This window comes from Streptomyces griseorubiginosus (assembly GCF_017614965.1).
GTDB lineage: Bacteria > Actinomycetota > Actinomycetes > Streptomycetales > Streptomycetaceae > Streptomyces > Streptomyces griseorubiginosus_B.
In genome coordinates, this window is record NZ_WVUG01000012.1 from 41,776 (window position 1) to 65,734 (window position 23,959).

19 protein-coding genes are annotated in these 23,959 nt (G+C 69.3%); 11 read left to right on the plus strand and 8 right to left on the minus strand.

Annotated features, from left to right (window positions below):
- Window positions 1-7 precede the first annotated feature (7 nt).
- From GRC12_RS04190 to GRC12_RS04200, 3 genes are all read right to left on the minus strand, one after another.
- A complete protein-coding gene (locus tag GRC12_RS04190) occupies window positions 8-862 on the minus strand; it encodes a carbohydrate ABC transporter permease (protein ID WP_208777429.1) in 855 nt (284 codons plus the stop codon).
- A gap of 103 nt (window positions 863-965) precedes the next feature.
- The gene (locus GRC12_RS04195; RefSeq protein ID WP_208777430.1) at window positions 966-1,880 is read right to left on the minus strand and encodes a carbohydrate ABC transporter permease; all 915 of its coding nucleotides are present in this window, start codon (window positions 1,878-1,880) and stop codon (window positions 966-968) included.
- Window positions 1,877-3,241 (minus strand): ABC transporter substrate-binding protein, encoded by a 1,365-nt coding sequence (locus GRC12_RS04200; protein ID WP_208777431.1) that lies wholly within the window; start codon window positions 3,239-3,241, stop codon window positions 1,877-1,879. The genes GRC12_RS04195 and GRC12_RS04200 overlap by 4 nt, the downstream gene beginning before the upstream one ends.
- A 304-nt stretch (window positions 3,242-3,545) precedes the next feature.
- On the opposite strand from GRC12_RS04200, the gene GRC12_RS04205 reads away from it, so the two are divergent.
- Window positions 3,546-4,307: a FadR/GntR family transcriptional regulator gene (locus tag GRC12_RS04205; protein ID WP_208777432.1), complete on the plus strand. Its 762-nt coding sequence runs from the start codon at window positions 3,546-3,548 to the stop codon at window positions 4,305-4,307.
- Window positions 4,308-4,547: 240 nt separating this feature from the next.
- Here the strand turns inward: GRC12_RS04205 and GRC12_RS04210 are convergent, their stop codons facing one another.
- Complete coding sequence (locus tag GRC12_RS04210) at window positions 4,548-5,315, minus strand: hypothetical protein (RefSeq protein ID WP_208777433.1); 768 nt, start codon at window positions 5,313-5,315, stop codon at window positions 4,548-4,550.
- A 541-nt stretch (window positions 5,316-5,856) separates the two neighbouring features.
- Here GRC12_RS04210 and GRC12_RS04215 point away from each other — a divergent pair.
- Together GRC12_RS04215 and GRC12_RS04220 are read left to right on the plus strand one after the other, a co-directional pair.
- The gene (locus tag GRC12_RS04215) at window positions 5,857-6,555 is read left to right on the plus strand and encodes a response regulator transcription factor (protein WP_208777434.1); all 699 of its coding nucleotides are present in this window, start codon (window positions 5,857-5,859) and stop codon (window positions 6,553-6,555) included.
- Window positions 6,545-7,960, plus strand: a complete 1,416-nt coding sequence (locus GRC12_RS04220; RefSeq protein WP_208777435.1) for a HAMP domain-containing sensor histidine kinase — start codon at window positions 6,545-6,547, stop codon at window positions 7,958-7,960. The genes GRC12_RS04215 and GRC12_RS04220 overlap by 11 nt, the downstream gene beginning before the upstream one ends.
- 301 nt (window positions 7,961-8,261) lie before the next feature.
- Here the strand turns inward: GRC12_RS04220 and GRC12_RS04225 are convergent, their stop codons facing one another.
- Window positions 8,262-9,164 (minus strand): LysR family transcriptional regulator, encoded by a 903-nt coding sequence (locus GRC12_RS04225; protein ID WP_208777436.1) that lies wholly within the window; start codon window positions 9,162-9,164, stop codon window positions 8,262-8,264.
- A 422-nt stretch (window positions 9,165-9,586) separates the two neighbouring features.
- Between GRC12_RS04225 and GRC12_RS04230 the strand changes: the two genes are divergently transcribed.
- Window positions 9,587-9,898 carry an EthD family reductase gene (locus GRC12_RS04230; RefSeq protein WP_208777437.1) on the plus strand — a complete coding sequence of 104 codons (312 nt, stop codon included), beginning with the start codon at window positions 9,587-9,589 and terminating at the stop codon, window positions 9,896-9,898.
- A 150-nt stretch (window positions 9,899-10,048) separates the two neighbouring features.
- Window positions 10,049-10,894: a PhzF family phenazine biosynthesis protein gene (locus GRC12_RS04235; RefSeq protein WP_208777438.1), complete on the plus strand. Its 846-nt coding sequence runs from the start codon at window positions 10,049-10,051 to the stop codon at window positions 10,892-10,894.
- 536 nt (window positions 10,895-11,430) lie between these two features.
- Here the strand turns inward: GRC12_RS04235 and GRC12_RS04240 are convergent.
- Entirely contained in the window at window positions 11,431-11,988 is a 558-nt protein-coding gene (locus GRC12_RS04240) for a hypothetical protein (RefSeq protein WP_208777439.1), read from the minus strand.
- Window positions 11,989-12,403: 415 nt separating this feature from the next.
- Window positions 12,404-13,132 carry an SDR family oxidoreductase gene (locus GRC12_RS04245; protein WP_208777440.1) on the minus strand — a complete coding sequence of 243 codons (729 nt, stop codon included), beginning with the start codon at window positions 13,130-13,132 and terminating at the stop codon, window positions 12,404-12,406.
- Between the two features lie 74 nt (window positions 13,133-13,206).
- Between GRC12_RS04245 and GRC12_RS04250 the strand changes: the two genes are divergently transcribed.
- From GRC12_RS04250 to GRC12_RS04265, 4 genes are all read left to right on the plus strand, one after another.
- Window positions 13,207-13,584 (plus strand): MerR family transcriptional regulator, encoded by a 378-nt coding sequence (locus tag GRC12_RS04250; protein WP_208777441.1) that lies wholly within the window; start codon window positions 13,207-13,209, stop codon window positions 13,582-13,584.
- 660 nt (window positions 13,585-14,244) lie between these two features.
- A complete protein-coding gene (locus tag GRC12_RS04255) occupies window positions 14,245-15,909 on the plus strand; it encodes a SulP family inorganic anion transporter (RefSeq protein WP_208777442.1) in 1,665 nt (554 codons plus the stop codon).
- 344 nt (window positions 15,910-16,253) lie between these two features.
- On the plus strand, window positions 16,254-16,604 hold the full coding sequence (locus GRC12_RS04260; RefSeq protein ID WP_208777443.1) for an ArsR/SmtB family transcription factor: 351 nt from the start codon (window positions 16,254-16,256) through the stop codon (window positions 16,602-16,604).
- A gap of 503 nt (window positions 16,605-17,107) precedes the next feature.
- On the plus strand, window positions 17,108-17,503 hold the full coding sequence (locus tag GRC12_RS04265; protein WP_208777444.1) for a group I truncated hemoglobin: 396 nt from the start codon (window positions 17,108-17,110) through the stop codon (window positions 17,501-17,503).
- Window positions 17,504-17,679: 176 nt separating this feature from the next.
- Here the strand turns inward: GRC12_RS04265 and GRC12_RS04270 are convergent, their stop codons facing one another.
- Window positions 17,680-20,721, minus strand: a complete 3,042-nt coding sequence (locus GRC12_RS04270) for a right-handed parallel beta-helix repeat-containing protein (RefSeq protein ID WP_208777445.1) — start codon at window positions 20,719-20,721, stop codon at window positions 17,680-17,682.
- 356 nt (window positions 20,722-21,077) lie between these two features.
- Between GRC12_RS04270 and GRC12_RS04275 the strand changes: the two genes are divergently transcribed.
- Window positions 21,078-23,375 carry an ATP-binding protein gene (locus tag GRC12_RS04275; protein ID WP_308286468.1) on the plus strand — a complete coding sequence of 766 codons (2,298 nt, stop codon included), beginning with the start codon at window positions 21,078-21,080 and terminating at the stop codon, window positions 23,373-23,375.
- A 162-nt stretch (window positions 23,376-23,537) separates the two neighbouring features.
- On the plus strand, window positions 23,538-23,942 hold the full coding sequence (locus GRC12_RS04280; RefSeq protein WP_208777446.1) for a tautomerase family protein: 405 nt from the start codon (window positions 23,538-23,540) through the stop codon (window positions 23,940-23,942).
- Window positions 23,943-23,959: the final 17 nt, after the last annotated feature.

The window sequence follows — 23,959 nt, forward strand, 5'->3', positions numbered from 1 at the left end:
GAAGCTGTTACTCCTTGGTGGCGCCGGCGAGCATTCCGCTGACCAGGAAGCGCTGGGCGAACAGGAAGACGACGAGCACGGGGGTGATGGCCACCAGCGTCGCCAGTGCCAGTTGCGGGCGTTGGATCGCGAGTGCGCCGACGGTCGGATTGAACGACGGCACATTGCTGAGCAGACTGCCGACGCCCACCTGGATCGGCATCTGGTCGCTCTCGGGGAGCATCACGTAGGGCAGGAAGTAGTTCGTCCAGTTGGCGACGAAGCTGAAGAACCCGACCAGCGCGATGACGGGGGTCGCCAGGGGCAGGGCCACATGGCGGAAGACGCCGAACTCGGAGCAGCCGTCGATGCGTGCGGCGGCCAGGAGGTCCTTGGGCACGGCGGTGGTGAAGTAGATGTACGTCAGGTACACCCCGAACGGGTAGAACGAGTACGGCAGGATGATCGACCACATCGTGCCGATCAAATGCACCGCGTTGATCTCCAAAAACAGTGGCACCACCAGCGTGGCGTTCGGCATCAGCATCACGACCAGCGTCGCGATCAGCAGCGTGTGCCGGCCGCGGAACTCGGTCATCGCGAGCGCGTACCCGGCCGGAACGGCCAGGCAGAGCGTGATGACCAGCGAGATCGCGGCGTAGAGCGCGGAGTTGCGCAGCCACAGCAGGATGGCGTCGTCCTGGAAGGCGGTGAGCGCGTGCCAGTTGGCTTTCAGCGCGTGCCAGGACCCGAAGGACAGCGGGTTGTCGTGGACCAGTTGCTGGTCGGTCTTGGTCGCCGCGAGGAGCAGCCACAGCACCGGCAGCACGAAGAACACCACGAACACGGTGAGCACCGAGCCGGCCAGCAGACGGGACGTCACCTGGCCGGGTGGACGGTGGCGCGGCCGTGGTTGCCCGTGCCGGCTTCCGGGGTGCTGATCCCGTTTCGCGCGGGGAGCGGCTGCAAATGGGGTGGATCGTGTGTCAGTCGGCATCGAAGAACCCCGATCGTGCGACGAAGACACCGGCGACCGACACGCTGACGACCAGGAGCTCCACCGAGACCGCGGCGGCGCCGTTGATGTTGTTCATCTGGAAGGCGAAGTCGTACGTCAGCTGGTTGAGCGAGTAGTCGCGCCCGGCCACGCCCACGCTGGCCAGGGAGAGCAGTTGCGGCTCGACGAAGAGCTGCGCGCCGCCCGCGAAGGCCAGGATCACCATGTAGACGATCCATTTGCGGAGCATGGGGATCTGCACCCGCCAGGCGGTCTGCCAGCCGTTCGCGCCGTCGATGCGGGCGGCCTCCATGACGTCCCTGGGGATGTTGTTCAGCGCCCCGTACATGACGACGATCCAGCCGCCCGCGCCGGTCCAGAACGCGATGATCGTGAACAGCAGCGCCAGATTGCCGGGGGCGATGACCTCGCCGAAGGTGTGGAAGCCCAGTGTCTCCAGCAGGGAGCTGACCGGGCTGACCGTCGGGTCGAGCATGAAAAGCCACACCAGGACGCTCGCGGCGCCGGCCAGGGCCCCTGGGATGTAGTAGAGGAAGCGCAGTGCCTGGCTGACCGGCCCCGAGGACACCCGATGCAGGAGCAGGGCCAGGACCACCACGAACACCACGAGGGACAGGAGCCAGAAGACCAGATAGAGGGCCACGTGGCCCAGGGAGTCGACGAAGCGGAAGTCCTGTGCCGTGGTGACGAAGTTGGACAGGCCGGTGAAGGCGCCTCCGGCGTTGGTGAACGCGAAGTAGATGGCGTAACAGGTCGGAAGGACGCCGAAGGCGATCAGCAGCAGCACGTAACCGGCGACGAATGCCACGCCGGCCCGGCTCTGCCGGGAGGTGCCGCGAGGGCGCCCCCGGACGGAGCCGGCCGAGGAGGGCGTGAGGGTCACTTCGAGACCTTGTATCCGTCGGCCTGCGCGTACTTGACGATCGCGTCCTGCCAGGCGGGCAGCAGCGATTCGATGGTCTTGCCCTGCGTCAGGCCGGGCTTGACGGTGGCGGCCCAGATGGCCTCCTGGCTGAACTGGCCCGAGCCCCAGTCGGACCACACCTGCGAGGAGGCGTTCTTGAGGGCGGTGAGGTCGCCGGCGAAGTAGCCGGAGGCGTTCTGCGCCTTGAGCCAGTTCTCGGCGGCGGGCGCGTACGCCGGGAAGCCGGGGGCCTTCTCGCCCTGGTAGGCGTTGTCGGTGGTGACCCACTTCAGGAAGTCGGTGGCCGCCTTGATGTGGGTGGAGTGCTTGGACAGCAGCCAGGTGCCGCCGCCGACGTTGCCGGTGGAGGGGGAGGTGTCGCCCTGCCACTGAGGTATGGGCGCCACCGCGATCTGCTTGGCCGGCGTCTTGAGGCCGTCCTTGAAGACCGCGCCGCCGTACCACGCCGGGCCGGGCATCAGCAGGACCTTGTCGGCTTCGTTCTTGGCGAAGTCGGTGCTGAAGACGCCGCTGATCGACATCGACTTGTTCTTGATCAGCACATCCAGCAGCTTGGCCATCTTGGTGCAGGCCTCGCTGGTGGTGTTGACCGAGACGGCCTTGGGGCCGGTGATGTGGTTGGCGCCGCATTTGCTCGCCCACAGGTAGATCTCGGGGGTGAAGGTGTCGCCCGCGTCGCCCACGAGGTAGCCGGGGTGCTCCTTGGCGACCTTCTCGCCAAGGGCCTGGTAATCCTCCCAGGTCGTCGGCACGGTGTAGTCGAACTTCTTCAGCAACGGCGCGTTGTACCAGAGCACCGCCTGGGAGAGGTCGTTGCGCAGGCAGTAGAGGGTCCCGTCGACCGTGCAGACGTCGTTGGCGCCCTTGGCGAACCCGGCGAGGGTCGCCTGCGGAATCAGCCCCTTGTTGAGCGGCGCCGCGAAGCCCGCCTGGACGGCCCAGCTCGCCTCGTTGTTCTGGGAGCTGAAGACGACGTCCGGCCAGCCCTTGCCCGTGCGGTTGAACAACTGGACCTTGGTCTGGAGGTAGTTGGACCCGTTGGCGTCACCGTCGTAGCTGACGATGTCCATCTTCACGTCCGGATGCTGCGACTGGTACAGCTTCGCGGCGTCCATGCGGGTCGCGTCCACCCAGACGGTCAAGGCGCCGTCCTTCTGCGGCGCTTGGGCGAAGCCGTCCTTGGTGGTCGTGCCGGCGGTGCCGCCGCTGCCACAGGCGGCCGCTGTGAGCATCACACCGGCGGCACAGGCGGCCAGCAACGCGGTACCTCTCCGGCTGGTCCCTGTCTCCTGGTGGGTCGAAGGCTTGTAGACGGACATGAGCGACTCCACTGGGGGTGCGTAAGGCTGACGGCTCTGTCATCACCGCTGCGGAAGAAATTAGCCGCCATATCACAGAAGGCGTCAAGGGGTGTGTACGTCTTTTTCGTGGCTCGGTGCAGGTATGAGGGCGCTTCTTTCCGTTGCGTAACCTGCATAAATAGCCAAGAATCACGCAAACAACCCATGCTCTCGCGATCTGCAGCGCCGAAAATGAGTACGACTCATTTGGGCTTGAGGTACGCTGAGCACGGCTTCAAGGCCGATCAGTCACTGTCGTCGCAGTCACCCGGAGGCAGCACCCATGAAAGACACGCCCGCCGTGGCGGCAGCGGTGAACGGCGCGGACGAGCGGCGCGACTACCGGCCCGGATACGAGGTCGTGGCGGAGCGGATTCTCGAGTTCATCGCCGAGGCGCGCCTGGTACCCGGCGACCGGATGCCCACGGAGAACGACCTGGCCCAGCGGCTGGACACCAGCCGGGCTGTGGTCCGGGAAGCCGTGAAGATCCTCTCGGCGCTCGGCCGGGTGCGGGCGCACAAGGGACGCGGGCTGTTCGTGGCGGACGACGACGGCATGCTGATCGCCAGTCGCTGGGGCGGCTTCTTCCGGCCCGTGGACCTCGACCACGTCCTCATGCTCTTCGAGTTCCGCCGGGTCCAGGAGATGGCCGCCGCCAGACTCGCGGCCACCCGCGCCACGCCGGCCGAGCTGCGCACCATCGAGGTCGCCATGCAGCAGTGCCGGCAGGGGTACGCCCAGGGTGAGGTCGGCGTCTTCAACCAGGGCGACGACGACTTCCACGCGGCGGTGGCGGTCGCCTCGCACAACACGTTCCTCGGCAGCGCGGTGCGCGACGCCCGTCGGCTGCAGCGTCAGTCCAGCGCTATCGGGATTCACAACTCCCTCGGTGAGGGCACCGCGGCCGCGGTCGAGGAGCACGAGGCCATTTACCGCGCCATCCGCGACGGCCACCCCGACGAAGCCGCCGACGCCACGGCCGTACACCTCGATCGGACCCTGGAGGACTACCGGCGGGAGATCCAGCGGCGCCTGTTCGGCTGATCCTCCCGCCAAGCGCAGGGGCTCCTGCACGGGCGGCGAACGTGCACAGGACTGTGGCGCGTTTGAGCTGCCGGTTGGCGCTTCTGGGGGCGTGTTGGCCGTGGACCGAGGTCTCCTTCAGGAGTCCAGCCTGTCGCCCTCCGTCACATAGTTCGCATTCAAGACGGCTGCCAGGTTGGCTATCTCATGCTCCGTCAGGTGGCGGCTCGTCAGCGGTAACGCGACGAGTTCGCGGGGGCCTCAGCCCCTGATGGCGATGAGTGTGTTTTCTTCGAAAGGACTGCCTTTGACGCTGATTTCCTTCACGGTGCCGATGCCTTTGGCGTAGTACTTGTTGTCTATGGTGCCGGGTTCGAGTGGTGTCCATTCTTTCGTGTGCAGGCTTTTGTTGAAGGTTTTGTAGGGCACGGAGACGCGGGAGGTGAGGTCGAGCACCTGGAAGTGATCCTCGGCCTGGCCGGGGTAGTACTCCTGCTGTCCGCTCGCGCCGGGCTTGGGGTGGGCGGGCAGGTAGACGCCGGGCCGGGCCCCGTCACGGCCGGCGCGCCAGGTCCCCTCGGTGGAGATCATGTTGCCGTGGTCGTCGAGTTCGGCGGTGTCCTCGCCGAAGTACCAGACATTGCCCGCGTTGTCCTGGGCGTAGTAGTCGCGGGTCGCCTCGTGGAGCGTGCGGCCGGAGTAGAGGCGGTCGGTGACGACACGGCAAGGGATGCCCGTGATGTTCTGGGTGTCGTGGGTGGCGGTGAGGTACTCGGTGGTTTTCGCGCCGTCCTTGGTGCCGCTGTAGATGAGCGTCCGGCCGGGCGGCAGGGGGAACCAGGGGTTGTCAACGGTCGCCGAGAAGCTGCGAGGAACCGGGCTCGTCGAGGTGGCTGTCACGGACCGTTGGCCGGGGTTTGCACTCGGTGAACAGGCCATCATCAGCAGTGTTGCCGCGCAGGCGGCCGCGAGGGTGAGGGCTGGCGCTGTGCGGGGCGGGCCGGCGCTGTGCGTGGGGGTGAGTGTCATGAGAACTCCCCGAGTCGGGTGGTAAGACGCCAGCCTGCTCCCCGCCAACTAAGGAGATCCTGAAACGGACACGCTCCGGGGGCTGCCGTTGAGAGATCGGCAGCCAGCTGGCGGGAAGGGCTGGCCCGCCTTCACTTGACGCGGACCCGGCACGGTGCTGCCGCCATCCGACACTGCAGCCCGCTGCTCGCCTACGCCGCCGAAGTACGCCGCTGCCGTCTGCGACCGAATCGAACAACGTGTCGGTCATCGGCATCAGCGCAAGGCCCTTGCCGATCGGCGCGGCCGAGCGGCAGGCAGGTCCCGCCGTACCCCGTCTTGTCCCAGACGGCGAAGGCGAACCCGCGCGGTGTCCCCTCCCAGGACCACCACACGCACAGGCGGGGTCTCGCCGGAGCACCGTTCAGATCCCTCGCATCCCCTGGTTTTCCGTGTACGAGCGCGCTCAGTGTCCCCTTAGGCAGCCGGCTCTACGCTGGTTGCGACGGGCCTGTGCCAGGAGGCGCCGTGCTGGAGGCGCCGGCCTGTGCGAGGAGGCGTGATGCGGATTCTCGTGGTCGAGGACGAAACGCCGATGGCGCAATTGCTGCGGCGCTGCCTGGCGGAGAACGGCTTCGCGGTCGATGTGGCCGCTACCGGCGAGGAGGGCCTGTGGTACGCCGGGGAGATCGACTATGACGTGATCGTGCTGGACGTGATGCTGCCGGGGACGGACGGTTTCGGCGTCCTGCGCTCCGTCCGGGCGGCGGGCCGGTGGGCGCCGGTGCTGCTGCTGACCGCGCGGGATGCGGTGGAGGACCGGGTGCGCGGCTTGGATCTGGGCGCGGATGACTACCTCGTCAAGCCGTTCGCGCTCGCCGAACTGCTGTCCCGACTGAGGGCGTTGATCCGCCGGGGTGCGCGGGAGCGGCCCGCCGTGCTGGCGGTCGGTGACCTCACGCTGGATCCGGCGGCCCGTCGGGTGGCCCGGGGCGGGACGCCGATTTCCTTGACGGCCAAGGAGTTCGCTTTGCTGGAGTGCCTGATGCGGCGGCCCGGCGAGGTGTTGTCGAAGGCCGAACTCATCGAGCGTGTCTGGGACTTCACTTTCGATGCGGACTCCAACGTCGTCGAGGTGTACGTGGGCTACCTGCGGCAGAAGATCGACCGGCCGTTCGGGCGGCAATGCCTGCGCACCTGCCGCGGCGCCGGGTACTGGTTGGCGGACGATGGCAAGGACCGTGTGGATCATGTCGGCTAGGCTGCCGGTCAGGGTGCGGCTGACCCTCGCGTTCTGCGCGGCGATGGCTGCGGTGCTGGCCGCGCTGGGCGCCTTCGTGTACGTCCGGATGGGCGGGGAACTCATGCGCGCCGTCGATCTCGACCTGCGGGCGCGGGCCGCGGCCACCGCCGGTGCCCTGGCGGAGCGCGGGCGGGCGCCGCTGGAGGCGGGCCGCGGACTCATCGACCCCGACGAGTCCTTCGCCCAGATCCTCCTGCCGCGCGGGGAGGTGGTCGAGACGACCCCTGCCGTCGCCGCGGCCCCGATGCTGTCGCCCGCCGCCACGCCGTCCGTCACCAGGCCGGTCTTCTCCGTCCGACGCGTCGCGGGCGTCGACGACCCGGCCCGCCTGCTCGCCGTGCCCGTCCGCCTGCCGGGCAAGGTCCCCCGTGCCGGCGTCCTGGTCGTGGGCGCGCCCCTCGGCGATCGCGCGGAGGCCTTGCACCGGCTGCTGCTCCTGCTGCTCGTCGGCGGTCCGGCCGCCCTGGCAGCGTCCTCCTACGCCGGCTGGCTGCTGGCGGGTGCCGCCCTGCGGCCGGTGGAGCGCATCCGCCGGGAGGCCGCCGCGATCTGTGAGGCCGAGCCCGGTCGGCGGCTGACCGTCCCGCCGACCGGAGACGAACTGGCCCGCCTCGCGCGCACCCTCAACGCCATGCTCACGCGCCTGCAGGAGGCGCTGGAACGCGAGCAGCGTTTCGTCGACACTGCCGGACACGAACTGCGCACCCCGCTGGCACTGCTGCGCGCGCAACTCGAACTCGCCACGGCCCGGCCACGCGGGCGCGACGAACTCGAGGCCGCCGTGCGCTGTGCCGTCGCCGAGACCGACCGCCTCGTCGGACTCGCCGAGGACCTCCTGGTCCTGGCGCGCACTCGGCAGGGCCGCCTTCCGCTGCACCGCGAACCGGTGTTGCTGCCGCGGCTGCTCACCGAGGCCGCCGCGGCGTTCTACACCCGCGCCGAGGCCGACGCGGCAACGATCACCGTACGGACTCCGGGCGCGGCGCAGACCACCGTCGATCTCGATCCGGTACGCCTGCGCCAGATCCTGCACAACCTCCTCGACAACGCCCTGCGCCACTGCGGCCCCGCAGGCCCCGGAGTTGTCACGATCACCGCGGAGCGCACCGACGAGGCCGTCGTCCTCCAGGTCCAGGACCAGGGCCGGGGATTCCCGCCCATGCTGCTGACCGATACCTCGTCCGGCACGGACACCGACGGCCTCGGCATCTCCATCGTCCGGATGATCGCCGCCGCCCACGGCGGCCAGGTGAGCCTGGCCAACCTCCCCTCGGGCGGGGCGCTCGTCACCGTAACGCTGCCTGTACCACCTCGTCCCGCATCACAGGCCGGCTCGGGCGCGTTGAGCCGTGGACGGGCTTGACTACCGGAAGTTGGGCTGCCGTGGGGGCTGAAAATCCCGCGAACCTTGTGGAAACCTTGCGAACTCACGGGGCGGTAGCAGTCGCTTCGAGGCGCATGACCTGCACGAGCGCCTCGAAGCGCGGTGCCGGGCGACCGACGGGGCATATCCGGACCTGGCCGACTTCACCATCTGTGACGCCGGGCGGCCGTCGCTCGGGCAGTCCGGGCGGCGCCGCCCACGCCGTCGGCGCAGGGACTGGCCCTGGCGGTGCGGGTCGGCCTCGCCACCGCCGACCCCCGTCTCGCGTGGCCTGCGGGCGTCAGTCCGGCAGCCAGTGCAGCTCGTGCGCCAGGGATTTGGCGACGGTACGGACGCGGCGGTGCAGTGGTGACGGCACGCGCGGGAGGACCAGGTGGATCGTCAAGGTGGGTGCGCCCTGCAGCGGTCGCCACGTGAGGCCGGCCGGTGATGTCGTGGCCGCGGCTTCACCGGCCGGGGCGAGGGTGAGCCCGTCGCGTAGGTCGCGCTGAGACATGTCGAAAGAGACTGCGGGCGTGTGGAATCGGGGGTTTGGCCGGGTGGCGAGGAACAGTGCGGAGAACTGATCGTGGATCACGGGGTTGGCCGTACGGTCGGGGAGTCGCAGCGGATACGCGGCCGCGTCGGCGATCTCGATCTCCGGGAGTTCGGCCAGCGGATGATGCTGTGCCAGTTGGACCCCGATGCGCTGACGCCGCAGCAGGAACTGGCGCACGCCAAGACCCGGCTGTTCACCGCGGGTGATCCCGGCATCGATGCGGCCGTCGGCGACCGCGGGGGAGATCTCCGGTGTCGCCATCGGGACCGCGCCGACCTCGAGTCCCGGGTTGCTGCGAATGAGCATGTCCACCAGGGCCGGTGTCGTCTCGGCTCCCGTGCTGAGGCTGTATCCGATGCGGAGCGTGCCCAGTTCGCCGGCCCCGGCATTCCGGGCGGTGTCCCAGGCCTGGTCCAGCGCCGCGAGTGCGGGCGGCGCGGACTCCGCCAAAGCCGCACCGGCCGTGGTCAATACGACGCTGCGCGTGTTGCGGACCAACAGGGCCGTACCGAGTTCCGCCTCCAATCGGCGCATCCGGGCACTGAGTGCGGGCTGCGCGATACCGATCCGTGCGGCCGCGCGGGTGAAGTTCAACTCCTCTGCCAGCACCAGGAAGTACCGCAGGCTCACCGTATCCGGCGCCACGTGCCCTCCCTGCCGATTGATAACGATCCGTTCTGAGTCTAGGTCGAACCGGTCTTTCCCTCGGCCACACATCCAGCCCTAGCCTGCGCATATGACCATCCAACCGACCGTCTTATCGGACACCGCACGCACGCACACCGCCGATTTCGAGTCCGCCGTCACGGCTCTCGCGAAGGCCGCGGCCACCGAGCCCGGTGTCGTCGACCACGGAATCCGGCCCGGCCCCACCCACCCGGGCCACTACCTGATCCGCGAACGCCACGCGGACCAGTCAGCGGTCGACACCCGCAGGGACCTCCCTGATGTCGCAGCCTTCATCGGCACCTTCCGCGTCGGCCGTCCACCGACTCCCACGCACTCCTCGAAAACATCTCCCTCACCCGAATCCCGATGCCCCGCACCAAGCGATGCAGGAGGTCGCCATGCATAGGTTGGTTGCCCTGTACTGCAAGCCCGTCGACCCTGACCACTTCCGCGACTACTACGTGACCAACCACCTTCCCCTGGTCATGAACTGGCCCGGCCCGCTTGCGTGGCGCTACAGCTTCGACGTGGCGGCGACCAACGGAGAAGCGCCGTATTTCGCCGTCTTCGAAGCCGACTTCGCCGACGCCGCCGCCATGGCCGCGGCGGGGGCTTCGGCGCACGGCCGGAAGGTGGCCGCCGATGTCGCCAACTACGCCACCGGCGGTGCGGTCGTCATCCACTATCCGGTGCAGGACGGCACCTGCTGAGGCCGGACGCTACGCTCCGGGAAGCGTTCGGTCGGCCGCCTCGGCCAGGTCCGGCCATCGGCGGAACGCCGTTCGCGGTTGCCCGTTCGTCGCGCGTCAAAGGGAGGGCGATGTCCTGGCCGGATGTCACGGTTGTTGATGCGTGCGTGCGTGCGACGCGACGGCCGGGGCGGCAGCCCCACGGCCGTCACCGACGACAACCCGGCGGTTACGGACGCGGACCGGCGTGCGGTCGCCGCTGCTGCCGGCACCTCGCACGCGGCGTTCCTCGGCCCGGGGCGGACGCCGGACGGTGGCTGCCCGGTCCGGTTCTTCACCGCCACCGCCGAACTGTCCGGTTGCGGCCACGGCACCGTTGCCGCGCAGGCCGTCCGGTTGACCCGCTCCGCGCTGGGCGAACTGAACGACCGACAACACACGGGCGGGCGCACGTTCGACACCGCCGCGATCCGCCGCCCCGCCGGTATCGAGGTGTGGTTCGACCAGGGCCTCGTCGCGCTGCGTCATCCGACACCGGACGAGCGAGCCGCGATCGTCGCCGCCCTCGGGCTCACCGCGGACGAGGTGCATCCGACCGACGCACCACGGATCGCCGCGCCCGGCGCACCACGCATGCTGGTACCGGTCCACGACCGGTCGGCGCTGCTCCGAGTCCGCCCACACCTCGGCAGGCTGACGGCGGCGTGCCGCCGGTACGGGCTCCTCGGCTGTTTCGTGTACGCGCCGCCAGTGGGCGACCGACCGGGTGCGGCGCGGATGTTCGCGCCGGCGATCGGCGTCGACGAGGACGTCGCCAACGCCAACAGCACCGGCTGCCTGGCCGCCCACCTGCTCGACACGACAGGGGCACAGACGGTCGCGATCGAGGTGGAGCAGGGTGACACCCTGGGCCGACCGGCCAGCGTGCTCGCTTCGGCACGACGCGGGCCGGCTGGCATCACGACCCGGGTCGGCGGGTTGGCGGTGGTCCGCGACGGACACCGAGGCGACCACTAGACCGTCCTCTTCTGCGATCCGCGCATGGGCTGGGGCTGTCCGCTGCGGTCAATTATTGGCACCCGGTGGCGATCGTCAGCGGTGCTTTGTCCCTGGCCGGTCAGCCTGCGACGGCTATGCCGGCAATCGCTACGACCAGGCCTAGAATGATCATTGGCCAGCGGTTGTGCGGTGAGTGGCCGCCGTATGCCTCGCCCCTGAAGTGGATCATTAGGCCTATCCCGAGGCTCATGACAGTGAGACCCGCCATCAAGCGCAAGATCGCTACAGTCATGGCCCCTCCCGCCGCGGGGTGACACGGGTTCGGCGCCCAGTTGCCTCTTGTCCGGGCTTGGGCGTTGCCCGGCCGGTGTCGCAGATCGTACCGGGTGATCTGCGGGTGCCGGCCCACTGGTTGGCCTGTGAGTGGACCGCCGGACGCGCTGGGAGGTCCTGGTCCGGGTCGGAGCCGGCCCGCTGTGTGAGGTGGGCGGGATCGCGCAGCGTGGCCGGCTGCTGGCTGTTGCCGGTGGTGTCGTGGGCGGGGTGACGTCGCGTCAGTGTGTGCAGATCTGCTGTACGGCTTGGTCGATGTCGGCGGACTGGGCCGCGGTGGGGAGGACCGGGGCCTGGCCCTCTCGGCGGGTGTTGCGGACGGTGACGAACAGCAGGGGCGTTCCGGTCGGGGGGAGAGGCAACTGGCAGTAGACGTTGATGCGTGCGTGCAGGAAGAGAGCTTGGCCGGGCCGGAGCGCGGCGCCCGGGGCGGGTCGCGTCTGCAGGAAGCCGTCGTAGCCCTGTCTCGTTCCGGTGAACGTCACGGGGGAGGCGGAGGCGATGCGGACGGTGATGCCGAAGTCCAGGCTGTACCGGTGCGGCATCTCGACGCCGGTGATCCGGACGCTGGTGGCGGCGACCGGGTCGGGGGGCCCGGGCTGGGGGCGGCTGGCGGCGGCGTAGCCGAGGAGCGTGCCCAGGGCGAGTGCGCCGGACGACAGGGCGATCGTCGCCTGGGCGCGGCGCGAGAGCGCCTGCCAGCGCTCCCGGAGCAGCGGACGGTCCGCGCCCGTGTTCTCGACGACATCGCTGTCCTGGCCCTCGGACGGAGTCACCATGTCCGCAGCGTAGAGCCGCGTGCCGGGCGATGGGTACCGGCCGGACAGCCCCTTCTCAGCCCTTGCCCTCCGACGGCGCCGGACTGACCGCGGGCTGGACGGTCTGGGGCAAGCGTCCCCACAGCACGCAGGGTTTCCACGTGATGCCGGCCTGGCCGCCGGAGTGGAGCAGGTGACTACACCAAGGCGATCCAGCACGGGTCTCCGGCACCCGACGCAAGAGGCCGTGTACGTGGCGACCGCGAGCGGCGAGGTGCACGGCGTACCGCTGTGACCGCGTACAGGCCTCCCGCGGCCGCCGGCACCTTGGGCATGTATGAAGATCCACAACTGCGGACGGAGCTGTGTCGACCGTCCTCAGGCCGACCGCCCTCAGGAGGAACCGACCGAAGTCAGCGCGGCCCCCGAACGCCGCTCATGCCGCGATCAACGCCGCCAGGGCGCGGTCCATCGCGGCGTTGAACTCTTCCGGCGTCAGCGGCAGGCGGGACTTGACGTCCCGGCTCCACTGATCGGCGAGGACCTCGGCGGAACCCGCCTCGACACCGTCGAGCGCCGCGTCGGCCAGGTTCGACGGCGCGAGCTTGTCCACGGGCCAGCCCGCGGCCATGTCGGTGTCGGCCAGGCCGAGGTGCACCGCCGTCACGAGCGTGCCCTGCTCGGCGAGTTCCAGGCGGACGCCGTTGGTCATGGCCCAGGCGGCGGCCTTGGTCAGGTGGTAGGCATTGGCGCCCTTGCCCCCGAACCACGACATGGCGGAGAGGATGTTGACGATCGCGCCCCCGCCGTTCCTGGCGAGCGCCGGCGCGAACTCCCGGATCATTCGCAGGTGGCCGAACATGTTGGTCTCCAGCTCGTGCCGTACGGCCTCCAGCGAACCGGTCACCAGGTCGGTCCCTGTACTGATTCCCGCGTTGTTGATGAGCAGCGAGACGTCCGGGGCGGCCTCGGCGGCGGCCCTCACGGATGCGGGATCGGCGATGTCGAGGGGCAGTACCACGGCCCCGGGCAGGTCCACGGTCTCCGGTCGGCGGGCCGTCGCGTAGACCTTGCGGGCGCCCCGTTCGAGCAGACGCTGGGCGAAGGCGCGGCCCAGGCCGCGGTTGGCTCCGGTGACAAGGGCAACTGAGTTGTTGATGTCCATGCCCGGTACGCTAAAACCTGACGCTGACGTCAGAGGCAAGTGCTGGCCGTCAGGAGCGGGGTGAGAGGACCACCATGACCGTCACAGAGGCCGCGACCGAGCGGCTGATCCGCATCGGCGAGGTGGCGCGCGGCGCCGGCGTCTCGGTACGGGCCGTGCGCTACTACGAGCAGCAGGGGCTCCTCGTCGCGGAGCGCAGCCCGTCCGGCCAGCGCCTCTACCGCCAAGACGCCATCGCCCGGATTCGCTTCTTCCAGCAGATGTACGCCGCCGGCCTGACCAGCCGAAGGATCACAGAACTCCTTCCTTGCTGGGACTCCGGGCACACCGACGCCGAGCAACGAGCCATGCTTCGCGCCGAGCGCGATCGCATCCAGGCTAAGGTCGACGAGTTGCAGGCCGCCCTGAACCGCCTCGACGAGGTCATCGCGATCACGGACACGCACCCCTAGACGGGCCCCTAGACGCTCTAGACGCCATGCCGTGACTCTGTCGCTGGTCTCTGTCGGTCAGGTGATCGTGGGGATGGCCGCGACTGCCGCCGCGGTCATCTGCCGTGCCGTGGTCGCAAGGCTGGCGATCGCGTCGTCAGGGGTCCGGCGGCCCTTGTCGCACCGCTCGCGTGGCCGGGTCCCCCCGGCTCGCTCCCCCTGTCCGCGGCCGCCGCGGCACAGGTGGGCGACGCCGCCATCGTAGTCGCCACCCGGAAATGGACGATGATCGCAGGCGCCTCGCTCCTGACCGCCGTACGCGTCGCAACGGCTGTCGCCACCGCGTGAGCGTGGCCGGCTGTCGCGCTTGCGGTGGCGCCGGGCGGACGTATGGCCGTTGGCCGGTGACACAGCACCGGACCGCGCCATCCTCCAGCACCGGCATGAGGCACGGGAGGCCGCCGGAGACGAGAGATAGCAGATCTATGAATTGCCAAGTTTTGCAATTCATTAGATGCTGAAGACTGTGTTCCGGTGGTAGCCGCGGGCACAACCTTTCGCATCGGCCCCGGGCGGGGCGTGTAAGGAAGCCGAGGGATCGTGTCCGTTCCACTGCACCAGGCCAACCTGCTCGTACGTGCCCGGGCTCGCGTGGCTTCCCTGCTTCCTTCCCGTGCAGACATGGCAGAACTGCGACGTGACCCGCGCCGGGATCTGCTCGCGGGCCTGACCGTGGCGATCGTCGCCCTGCCGCTCGCACTCGGCTTCGGCGTCTCCTCCGGACTGGGCGCGGCAGCGGGCTTGGCGACCGCCGTGGTCGCGGGAGCGCTCACAGCGGTCTTCGGCGGATCGAACCTGCAGGTGTCCGGACCGACGGGCGCCATGACGGTGGTGCTGGTGCCCATCGTCGGCCGGTACGGTCCCACCGGCGTGCTCACCGTGGGGTTGATGGCGGGCGTGATGCTCGTGGCGCTGGCCGCGGCGCGGGCGGGCAGGTACATGCGCTACGTGCCCGCGCCCGTCGTGGAAGGATTCACTCTGGGCATCGCCTGTGTGATCGGGCTGCAACAGATCCCGAACGCTCTCGGCGTACCCAAGCCTGAGGGCGACCGTGTCCTGGTCGTCGCCTGGCGTGCGGCCAAGGAGTTCGCCACGTCACCGAACTGGACGGCCGTAAGCCTCACTGTCGCTGTGGCGGCGGTCATGCTGGCCGGCGCCCGATGGCGTCCCACGGTGCCGTTCTCCATCCTCGCCGTGATCGCGGCGACGATCACGGCGCAGGCGGCTGGTCTTGACGCAGCCAAGCCCATCGGCGATCTGCCCGCAGGTCTGCCCGCACCCTCGCTGGGCTTCTTCGAGCCCGGTGCACTGGGCACGCTCCTCGCTCCCGCTGTGGCGGTCGCGGCACTGGCCGCGCTGGAGTCTCTGCTCTCCGCCTCAGTCGCGGACGGAATGACGGTCGGCCAGCAACACGACCCCGACCGGGAGTTGTTCGGCCAGGGCCTGGCCAACATCGCCGCCCCGCTGTTCGGCGGTGTTCCGGCGACCGGTGCGATCGCCCGCACCGCGGTCAACGTCCGTACCGGTGCGAGCTCCCGGCTCGCCGCCCTCACGCACGCCGTCGTTCTCGCGGCGATCGTCTTCACCGCCGCGCCCCTCGTGTCGAAGATCCCGCTCGCGGCCCTGGCGGGCGTGCTGCTGGCCACGGCGATCCGCATGGTCGAGGTCGGTTCCCTGCGAGCGATGGTGAAGGCCACCCGCTCCGACGCGCTGATCCTCGTCCTCACTGCCCTTGCCACGCTGGCCCTGGATCTCGTCTACGCGGTCGTCATCGGACTGCTGGTCGCCGGCGCCCTCGCTCTGCGTGCCGTCGCACGGCAGGCCCGCCTCGATCAGGTACCGCTGGACGAGGGCGACCACACCGCCGAGGAACACGCGCTGCTCGCCGAACACATCGTGGCGTACCGGATCGACGGACCGCTGTTCTTCGCCGCCGCCCACCGGTTCCTGCTGGAGCTGACCGACGTGGCGGACGTGCGCGTGGTCATCCTGCGCATGTCCCGCGTGTCGACCATGGACGCCAGCGGCGCCCTGGTGCTCAAGGACGCGGTGGAGAAACTGAACCGGCGCGGCATCCTCGTCCTGGCCTCCGGCATACGGGCGGACCAACGACAGGTCCTCGACTCCGTCGGCGCGCTGGAGCTGCTGCGGTACGAGGGCCGGGAGTACGACACCACACCCGAGGCCATCCAGGGCGCCCGCGAGCATCTGGAAGGAGCCGGAGTCCTCCCCGCCGCCTCCGCTCAGCCGCAGACGGGCGCTTCCTCCGAAAGCGCCCTGCGGTGACCAGTGCCCCACCGACACGTGCTCACCGTGCCCGCCGTGCCGTGCACCGCACTCGTCATCACGACGTCTGATGCGGTGCCCGGTCCGGGGCCGGACCAGGGCGTCCGGGTGATCGACCGAGTTGCTAATCTCGGCAATTGATGAGGTCGTCACTGGTTGTCCGTCACTGGTTGTCATCGTGGGATCCGATGCCCCGGTCCCAGTTGTGCGGTTCGGACCTACTACGTCGCGGGTGAGGATGGGCGCATGTCTTTGACCAGTGAAGGGCTGCGGAGCACGGCGGGCATCCGGGCGTGCCCGGTGTGGGAGCGGTCGCTTCCTCGTGCCGAGCAAGGGTCGCCTCGATGACCGCGCCGCTGTACCAGCTCAAGGCCGAGTTCTTCAAGACGCTGGGCCACCCTGCACGCATCCGCGTACTGGAGTTGCTGAGCGAGCGCGAACACGCGGTGGCGGAGATGCTTCCCGAGGTCGGCATCGAGCCGGCCCATTTGTCCCAGCAACTGGCGGTGTTGCGCCGGGCCAATCTGGTCGTGAGCCGCAAGGAGGGGTCGACGGTCTACTACTCGTTGACCAGCCCGCACATCGCGGAACTCCTCAGGGTTGCACGCACCATCCTGTCCGGCGTCCTGGCCGGCCAAGCAGAACTCCTCGCCGACCTACAAGCCACCCAGCCGGAGGCGAAGCCCCCCTCCTAGGCTCCGCGCCCTCGCGTCCCGCAGAGACGCGTCCCGGACCGCGAACGCCAGCGGACGCTCGATGCTGTACGGGCTGGTGCTGCGGTCCATGGTGAGCCGTCGCCAACGAACGGCGCACCACCGGGGGTGACGCCCAAACCCGCCCGGATCTTCCGCTACGACCTCGCTGCTCCCGACGGTGCCATGCCGGGGGTGCACGGCATCATGTGGAAGACGAGCATCAGCGGCGCCGCCACGTCGCACAGCTGTAGCGGCCAGGTCCAGGCGAACGCATGCTGGGCCCAGCACAGCGAGGGCATGTCGCTGTGGGAATCGACAGGCCATCCCCAAAGGGGTGTTGCCCCGGGAGACACTCGTCGCGACCGTGTTTCCGGCGTCCACCCGGCGCGTAAGCATCCCGTTTCGAGGAGTTCACCGCGGTACCGGGCGAGGCGGAGTGCCTTCTGACGGCCCGGAAACCGTCTCCTCACGTTCCGGCAAGAAGGCGGCGCGACGCTCACACCATGACCGACACCACCTCCGGCACGCCGTCCGCGGCCACTTCCCCGACCCTCTTCGAGCAGCTCGGAGGAGAGGACGCCGTCGGGGCCGTCGTCGACATCTTCTACGACAAGGTCCTCAGCGACCCCGACCTCCAGCCGTACTTCACCGGGGTGGACCTGGGCCGTCTCAAGGAGCACCAGCGGCGCTTCATCGGCCAGGCCTTGGGCGCCACTCGTCCTTACGCCGGCCGTTCCATGCGCAAGGCCCACGAACACCTGTCCATCACGGACGACGCCTTCGGCAAGGTCGTCGACCACCTGGCCGGCGCGCTCACAGAGGCCGGGGTGGACGAGGCGACCATCGGCACCATCGCCCAGGCCCTGCTGCCGCTCAAGGCGGACATCGTCACCGCCTGACGCTCATGCCCGGTGGGTGCGGCGACCGGGCGCCGCGGACCATGGCCGGGATGACGTCCGCCTCCGTAAGACATGTCCGAGGTAAGTGGGTAGCAACTGGTCCGGTACTGGCTGCGGAATTCGGCGAGCAGTCCGTGTCGCATGTCGGGCACGGACGCCCGGCGGCCGCCGTCTGGTCAGCGCGCGTCGAACCGGTCGATCACGAGATAGGTGCCTCCCGTCTTGGTGAGGGTGAGGGTGTGTCGTCCGAGCGGGAGGTTGCTGACGGAGTAGACGGTCTGCTGGGCCTGACGGCTCGTCGATGACGCGTCCACCGTGCCCTGGGAGGCGCCGTCGAGGGAGACCGCGATGGTGCCTTCGTCGGAGTTGGTCTCGGTGAGGAGGCTGATGCCGGTCCCGGTGAAGGTGACGGTGGCCGAGTCGCCGTTGGCCGTGGTGGCGTGGACGTCGTCCTGGTAGTCGCCGAAGCCGCGGTTGGCGTAGTGGTGCCAGGAGGCGCCGGTGTAGGTGAGGGAGGAGTTGGTGTCGTTGGCCACGCCGGTGACCTCGAAGGCGTCCAGTGTGGCCCAGGTGCCGCTGCGCTTGACGAGCTGGACGGTGTGACTGCCCGCGCTCAGTCCGCTGGTGCTGTAGATGACCGCCTGGGCCTGGCGGGTGGTGGCGTTGGTGTCGACCAGGCCCTTGGAGGTGCCGTCGATGAAGATCTCGACCTGTCCCTGGTCGGTGTTCTTCTCGCCGATGACCGAGACGGCGGTGCCGGTGAAGGTCAGTGAGGCGGTGTCGCCGTTGGTCTGCGTGGCGTGTACGGCGTCCTCGTAGTCGCCGAAGCCGCGGTTGCCGTTCGCCGTCCAGCCGCCGGTGTAGGAGATGGCGGTGTCGTCGTCGTCGATTCTGCCGGTCAGCGGCTGGTGGGCGCTGTCGGGGCCTGCGGCGGCGATGATGTCCTGGGCGGCGGAGGGCCAGGCGCCGCCGGAGACGATCGTGGCCTGGTTGAAGGTGATGTTGGTGCCGTTGTTCTGGTAGTTGCTGCGGTCCGAGTAGTTGTCGTGGATGTTGATGTCGTGGATGGTCGGCGTCCACATGCCGATCCAGTTGCCGCCGCCGGTGCGGGTGACGTTGTCGTGGGTGTTCCAGTACGAGCTGCCCTCGTCCTGGTACAGCCTGTTGTTGGTGTTGTTGGTGTTGTTGGTGTTGTTGGTGTTGTTGGTGACCTCGACGAGGTTGTTCGCCAGTACGGAGGTGGTGGAGCCGTCCCCGTTGCCCTGGCCGCCGTTGGTGTAGATGGGTCCGCCGTCGTGCAGGATGCTCATCACGTCGTGCACGTGGTTGTTCAGGATCTGGTTGTGGCCGGCGTAGATGGTGCCGTGTGCGCAGGTGCTCAGGCCCTGGGCGGACTGCATGGAGCACGGTGAGGCGTAGCCCCAGCCCCAGCCGAGGGAGATGCCGGAGTAAGGGGTGTGGCCGATGTCGTTGTGCGAGAGGGTCAGGTCGCGGGTGTAGCCGGCCCAGATGCCGACCGCGTCGGAGTAGTCCCGGCCGACGTCGGAGATCCAGTTCTGGGAGACGGTGTCGCCCGTGGTCATGCGGCCGGTGTCGGTGAGGTAGTAGTCGTCGACATCGCCGACGGAGACGCCGCCGCCGGAGGTGTCGTGGATGAAGTTTCCGGTGATCGTGGAGTTCTGGGTGCCGTCGGCGAGGTCGATGCCGGTGCCGCCGGTGTGGGTGATCTCGTCGCCGGTGAAGGTGATGTTCGTCCCGCGGTGGACCTGGACGGCTGCGGGGATGCGGGTGGGGGCGTTGGCGTTGGCGGGGTCCCACAGCACGCCGGCCTGGTTGTCGATGTAGCCGGCTGTTGAGGGCAGTGTCCAGGTGGTGTAGGCGAGGGTCAGGCCCTGGAACGTGATGTCGTGCGCGGGCGTGATCGTGTCCGGCACCACGGTGAAGCCGTCGAGGAGCATGTACGTCCCGCCGGTCATGACCAGCTTGATGGTGTGCTGGCCCTTGGTGAGGCCGCTGACGGAGGCGACGACCTGCTGGGCGAGCCGCGAGGAGCCGGCGGCGGACACGCTCTGGACCTTGGTGCCGTCGATGTAGACGTCGATGCCGCCCTCGTCGGTGTTGGTCTCCGACAGCACGTCGATCCCGGTCCCGGTGAAGGGGTAGCTCACCGAGTCGCCGTTGGTCGAGGTGGCGTGCACATCGTTGGAGAGGTCACCCACCGAACGCCCACCGGAGTGACTCCAGGAGCCGGTGTAGGTGATGGACGCGTCCGTGTCGTTGACCGGGGTGAGGTGGCCGGGGGTGCCGCTGACGTTCAGCAGCGTCTCGGTGGTGGGCAGTTCCACGTCGGCGGTGCTGAGGTCCTCACCGGTGCGTGGCTTGTAGTACAGGTAGCCCGCCGAGCTGTCGAGATAGAACTCGCCCGGGGCGTCGAGCAGTTGGTAGGCGTTCTCCACGTAGCTGATCGCGCTCAGCTTCGGCAGCCCGGCGCCGTTGAAGGGGAAACCGCGGTTGGGCACCGAGGTGTTGTTGTTTGCGAAGCAGGTCGGGTCGACGTTGAGGCTGGAGCCGCCGCCGCTGGGGGCGGTGATGCTCGCCAGCGGGCAGCGCATCTGCTTCCACTGGGTGTTGTCGACGATCTCCACCGACGACGGGTTGGTGAACGACGTGTAGGAGGAGTCGCTGGTGGTGAAGCTGGACCCGGAGAGGGTGAAACCCGACGGGTTGAGCGGTCCGCGTGCCCGCTGGGCCCGCACGCCGTCAACGAAGAGCTGTCGGCCCTGCGTGCCGGTCGGCACGGTGGCGCGGTAGATGTTCTTCGCGCTGTCGAAGAGGGAGAATCCGCTGATCTTCGTCGCACCGCTGAGGACGGGATTCTCGCCCGGGTGGGCAGCGTAGACCACCCGGTAGCCATTGCGCCCGGAGTCGGAGGCACCCAGGGCGAACGCCTGAGACAGACGGTAGGTGCCGCCGCGCAGATAGACGTCGATGTCGGCGGCCATGCCGGGGGCCAGGCCCGCCACCTTGCTCTTGGCTCCGTCCAGACTGCACGGGGCGCTCTGCGAGCAGGTACTGCCGGAACCGGAGGGCGACGCGTAAAGCTGGGTCGGGGTGGCGGCGTACGCCGGGCTGGGCACGGCGATCGCGGCGCATATCAGCGCCGCCAGGGTGCCGAGCGCACCGGTCAGGCCGACGGCTCTGGGACGGAACAACGACATTGGTGCTCCTACGGGGAGGCGTGAGGAGCCCCATCCGCAGTTGCCTGGGAGAGGGCGAACAGATCCGACCTACTTGGGGGAAATTTTGGGGACGTATGAGGATGTACAGCGAAGGGGGAAAATAAGATCCGGTATACATCGGATCTATATCTTCGAGGGGAGGCTACGGGGACGCCCTGTCATGGGCAAGAGAGCGGAACGGGGGATTCCGGCGAGGAGTTGAGTCGGTCGGAGCGGGGTTTTGGTGTACCCGGCGGTAGCTCCAACACTGGTCCGTGACTGATGGTTCCAGGGGAGCGGCTGCGAAGTGCCGGGTGCAGGAGCTCGCCGCGGAAGAGATACGGGATGAGCCTGACGTGACCAGCGTGACCCGCGAGTTGGGTGGCCTGCCCGCTCCCTTCACCAGTTTTGTGGGGCGGCGCCAGGAGATGGCCGACGTGCGCCGTCTCCTCGGCAGTTCGAGGCTGGTGACGTTGACGGGCGCGGGCGGGGTTGGCAAGACACGGCTGGCGCTGCAGGCGGCCGCCGCGTCGGCGCGTGCGTTCCCGGCCGGCGTGTGGCTGGTGGATCTGGCCCCGGTGCGCGATCCGGCGCTGGTGGCGGACACGGCGGCGGTGGCGCTGGGAGTGGCGGACCAGGGCACCCGGCCGGTGGTGGAACTGCTGGTGGCGCGGGTGTCGGGGCGGCGGCTGCTGATGGTGCTGGACAACTGCGAGCACCTGGTGGAGGCGTGTGCGCAGCTGGTCCAGTCCCTACTGTCGGCCACCTCCGAGGTGCGGATCCTGGCCACCAGCCGGGAGACGCTGCAGTTGACGGGCGAACACGTCATCGCCGTCGCGCCGTTGCCCCAAGAGGAGGCGACCGAGCTGCTGGTGCAGCGGACCGCCGCAGTGCGGCCCGGTTTCCAGCTCACCGAAACGAACCGGGCCGCGATAAGCCGGCTGTGCGAAGCCCTGGACGGGTTGCCGCTGGCGATCGAGCTGGCCGCCTCCCGGTTGCGCACCCTGGCCGTGGAACCGGCCATCGAGCGGCTGGACGACCGGTTCGCCCTGCTGACGGCCGGCAGCCGCGCCGCCAGGCCGCACCAGCGCACACTGCGTGCCGCGGTCGACTGGAGCTGGGAGCTGTGCGGCCCCGCCGAGCGGCTGCTGTGGAGCAGACTGTCGGTCTTCGCCGGCAGCTTCACCCTGGAGGCCGCGGAGGATGTCTGTGCGGGCGAAGGCCTCCCCGCGGACGAGGTGTTGGACGTGCTGGACCGGCTGGTCGCCCAGTCCCTCGTCGAACACGCCGGCACCGAACTGCGCCCCCGCTACCGGCAGTTGGAGACAATCCGCCAGTACGGACGGGAGCACCTCACGCATGCGGGTGAGGAGCGGAGGCTGCGGCAACGGCACCGCGACTTCTTCCACGCCCTGGCCGAGGACTGTTACCAGTCCTGGTTCGGCCCTCGTCAGGCGGATCTCGTGGCCGGGCTGCGCGCCGACCACAGTAACCTGATCGCGGCCCTGGAGTACCCGCAGTCGACGGCCGCCGACACTACGCGGCCCCCGTCCGCCGAAGACCGGCAGGCCGCACTGGCGCTGGCCTCCGCGCAGCTCTACCACTGGATCGCCGGCGGATGCCTCAGTGAGGGTCGACGCTATCTGGAACGCGCTTTGGCCGCGGCACCAGAGCCCACTTCCGCCCGGACGCGCGCGCTGCTGGTTGCTACCCAGGTCGCCTACACCCGGGCCGACCTCGTTGCGGCACGCCTGTTTCTGGAAGAGGCCGAGGAACTCGCCGCGCGGCTCGGCGATGCGGCATCCGACGCGCAGGCACAGGGCCACCGCGGCGAACTGGCGTTGCACGAGGGCCGTATGAAGGAGGCCGTCAGTTTCTTCGAGCAGGCCGTGGCCGCGCACGGCGCGCTCGGCGACCGGACCGGCGAGATCATCTGGCAGTGCGCGCTCGCCATCGCGCTGACCCTGAGCGGCGACCCGAACGCGCCCGATGCCGGCACGCGGGCGCTGGCCGCCGCCGAGGGACTCGGAGAGCGGTGGACCCGGGCGCGTCTGCTCATGGTGCTGGGCCGGCGCGCATGGGAGCGGGGCGAGCAGCCCGAGGCAGAGGAGCGCACTCTGTCCGCGCTCAAGGCACTGCGGGGTTTCAGCGACGGTATCGGCGTGGCGCACATGGCCGAACAGCTTGCCTGGATCACCGCGTCGGCCGGTGACCACCAGCGGGCCGGTCGGTTCCTGGGCGCGGCCCGGGCCCTGCGCGAGGACGCCGGCATCACCGGCGCCGCGGGCGACCCGCACCACAAGGAGTTCCACGCCCAGTGCGCGGCCCAGGTCCACCACGCCCTGGGCCCCGCCGGCTACGAGAAGGCGCTGGCGGCAGGTGCCGCCATCGACGGCGCGGAACAGCTCATCGCCTACGCTCTCGGTACCACCGACTCCGGCGCCGGGCCGGGCGCCTCACGGGCCGACACAACGGGTCTGACCCGCCGGGAGGAGGAGGTCGTCGCGCTGGTCGCGCGTGGCATGACCAACCGCAGGATCGCCGCCGAGCTGGTGTTGTCCCCTCGCACCGTGGACAACCACGTGAACCGGATCCTGACCAAGCTCGGCTTCTCCTCCCGTGCCGAGATCGCCGCCTGGTGGGCAGCCAGGTAGGTACCCATTGAGCAGAACTGCTCACGACATGGCGACCACTCCCGGTCGAAGCTGAGGACACGCGCACGACCAGCACCCGTCCTGCCACCCCCCTTTCGGCAGGACACCGTGCCCGAGCCCACGACCTGAAGGCACGCTCATGTGCCGACAAGGAGTTCCACCATGCCCCTGGCCCGCATCGACATGATCCGCGGCCGCGACCCCGAGTCCGTCCGAGCCGTCGCCGACGCCGTCCAGCAATCCCTCATCGACGTACTGCGCATCCCCGAGCGCGACCGGTTCCAGATCGTCACCCAGCACGACCCGGACGAGATCATCGCCCTGGACGCCGGACTGGGCTTCGAGCGCACACCCGGCACCGTCATCGTCCACATCTTCACCCAGCGCGGCCGCTCCACCGAGGACAAGCAGCAGCTGTACAAGAGGCTCGCCGAACGGCTCGCCGCCGTAGGCGTGGACGGCAAGGACCTGTTCGTCAGCTACTTCGAGAACGGCCCCGAGGACTGGTCGTTCGCCGACGGTAGCGCCCAGTACGTCGAGGGCGACCTCGCCGTCCCCGGACGCTGACCCAGACCCACCACCCC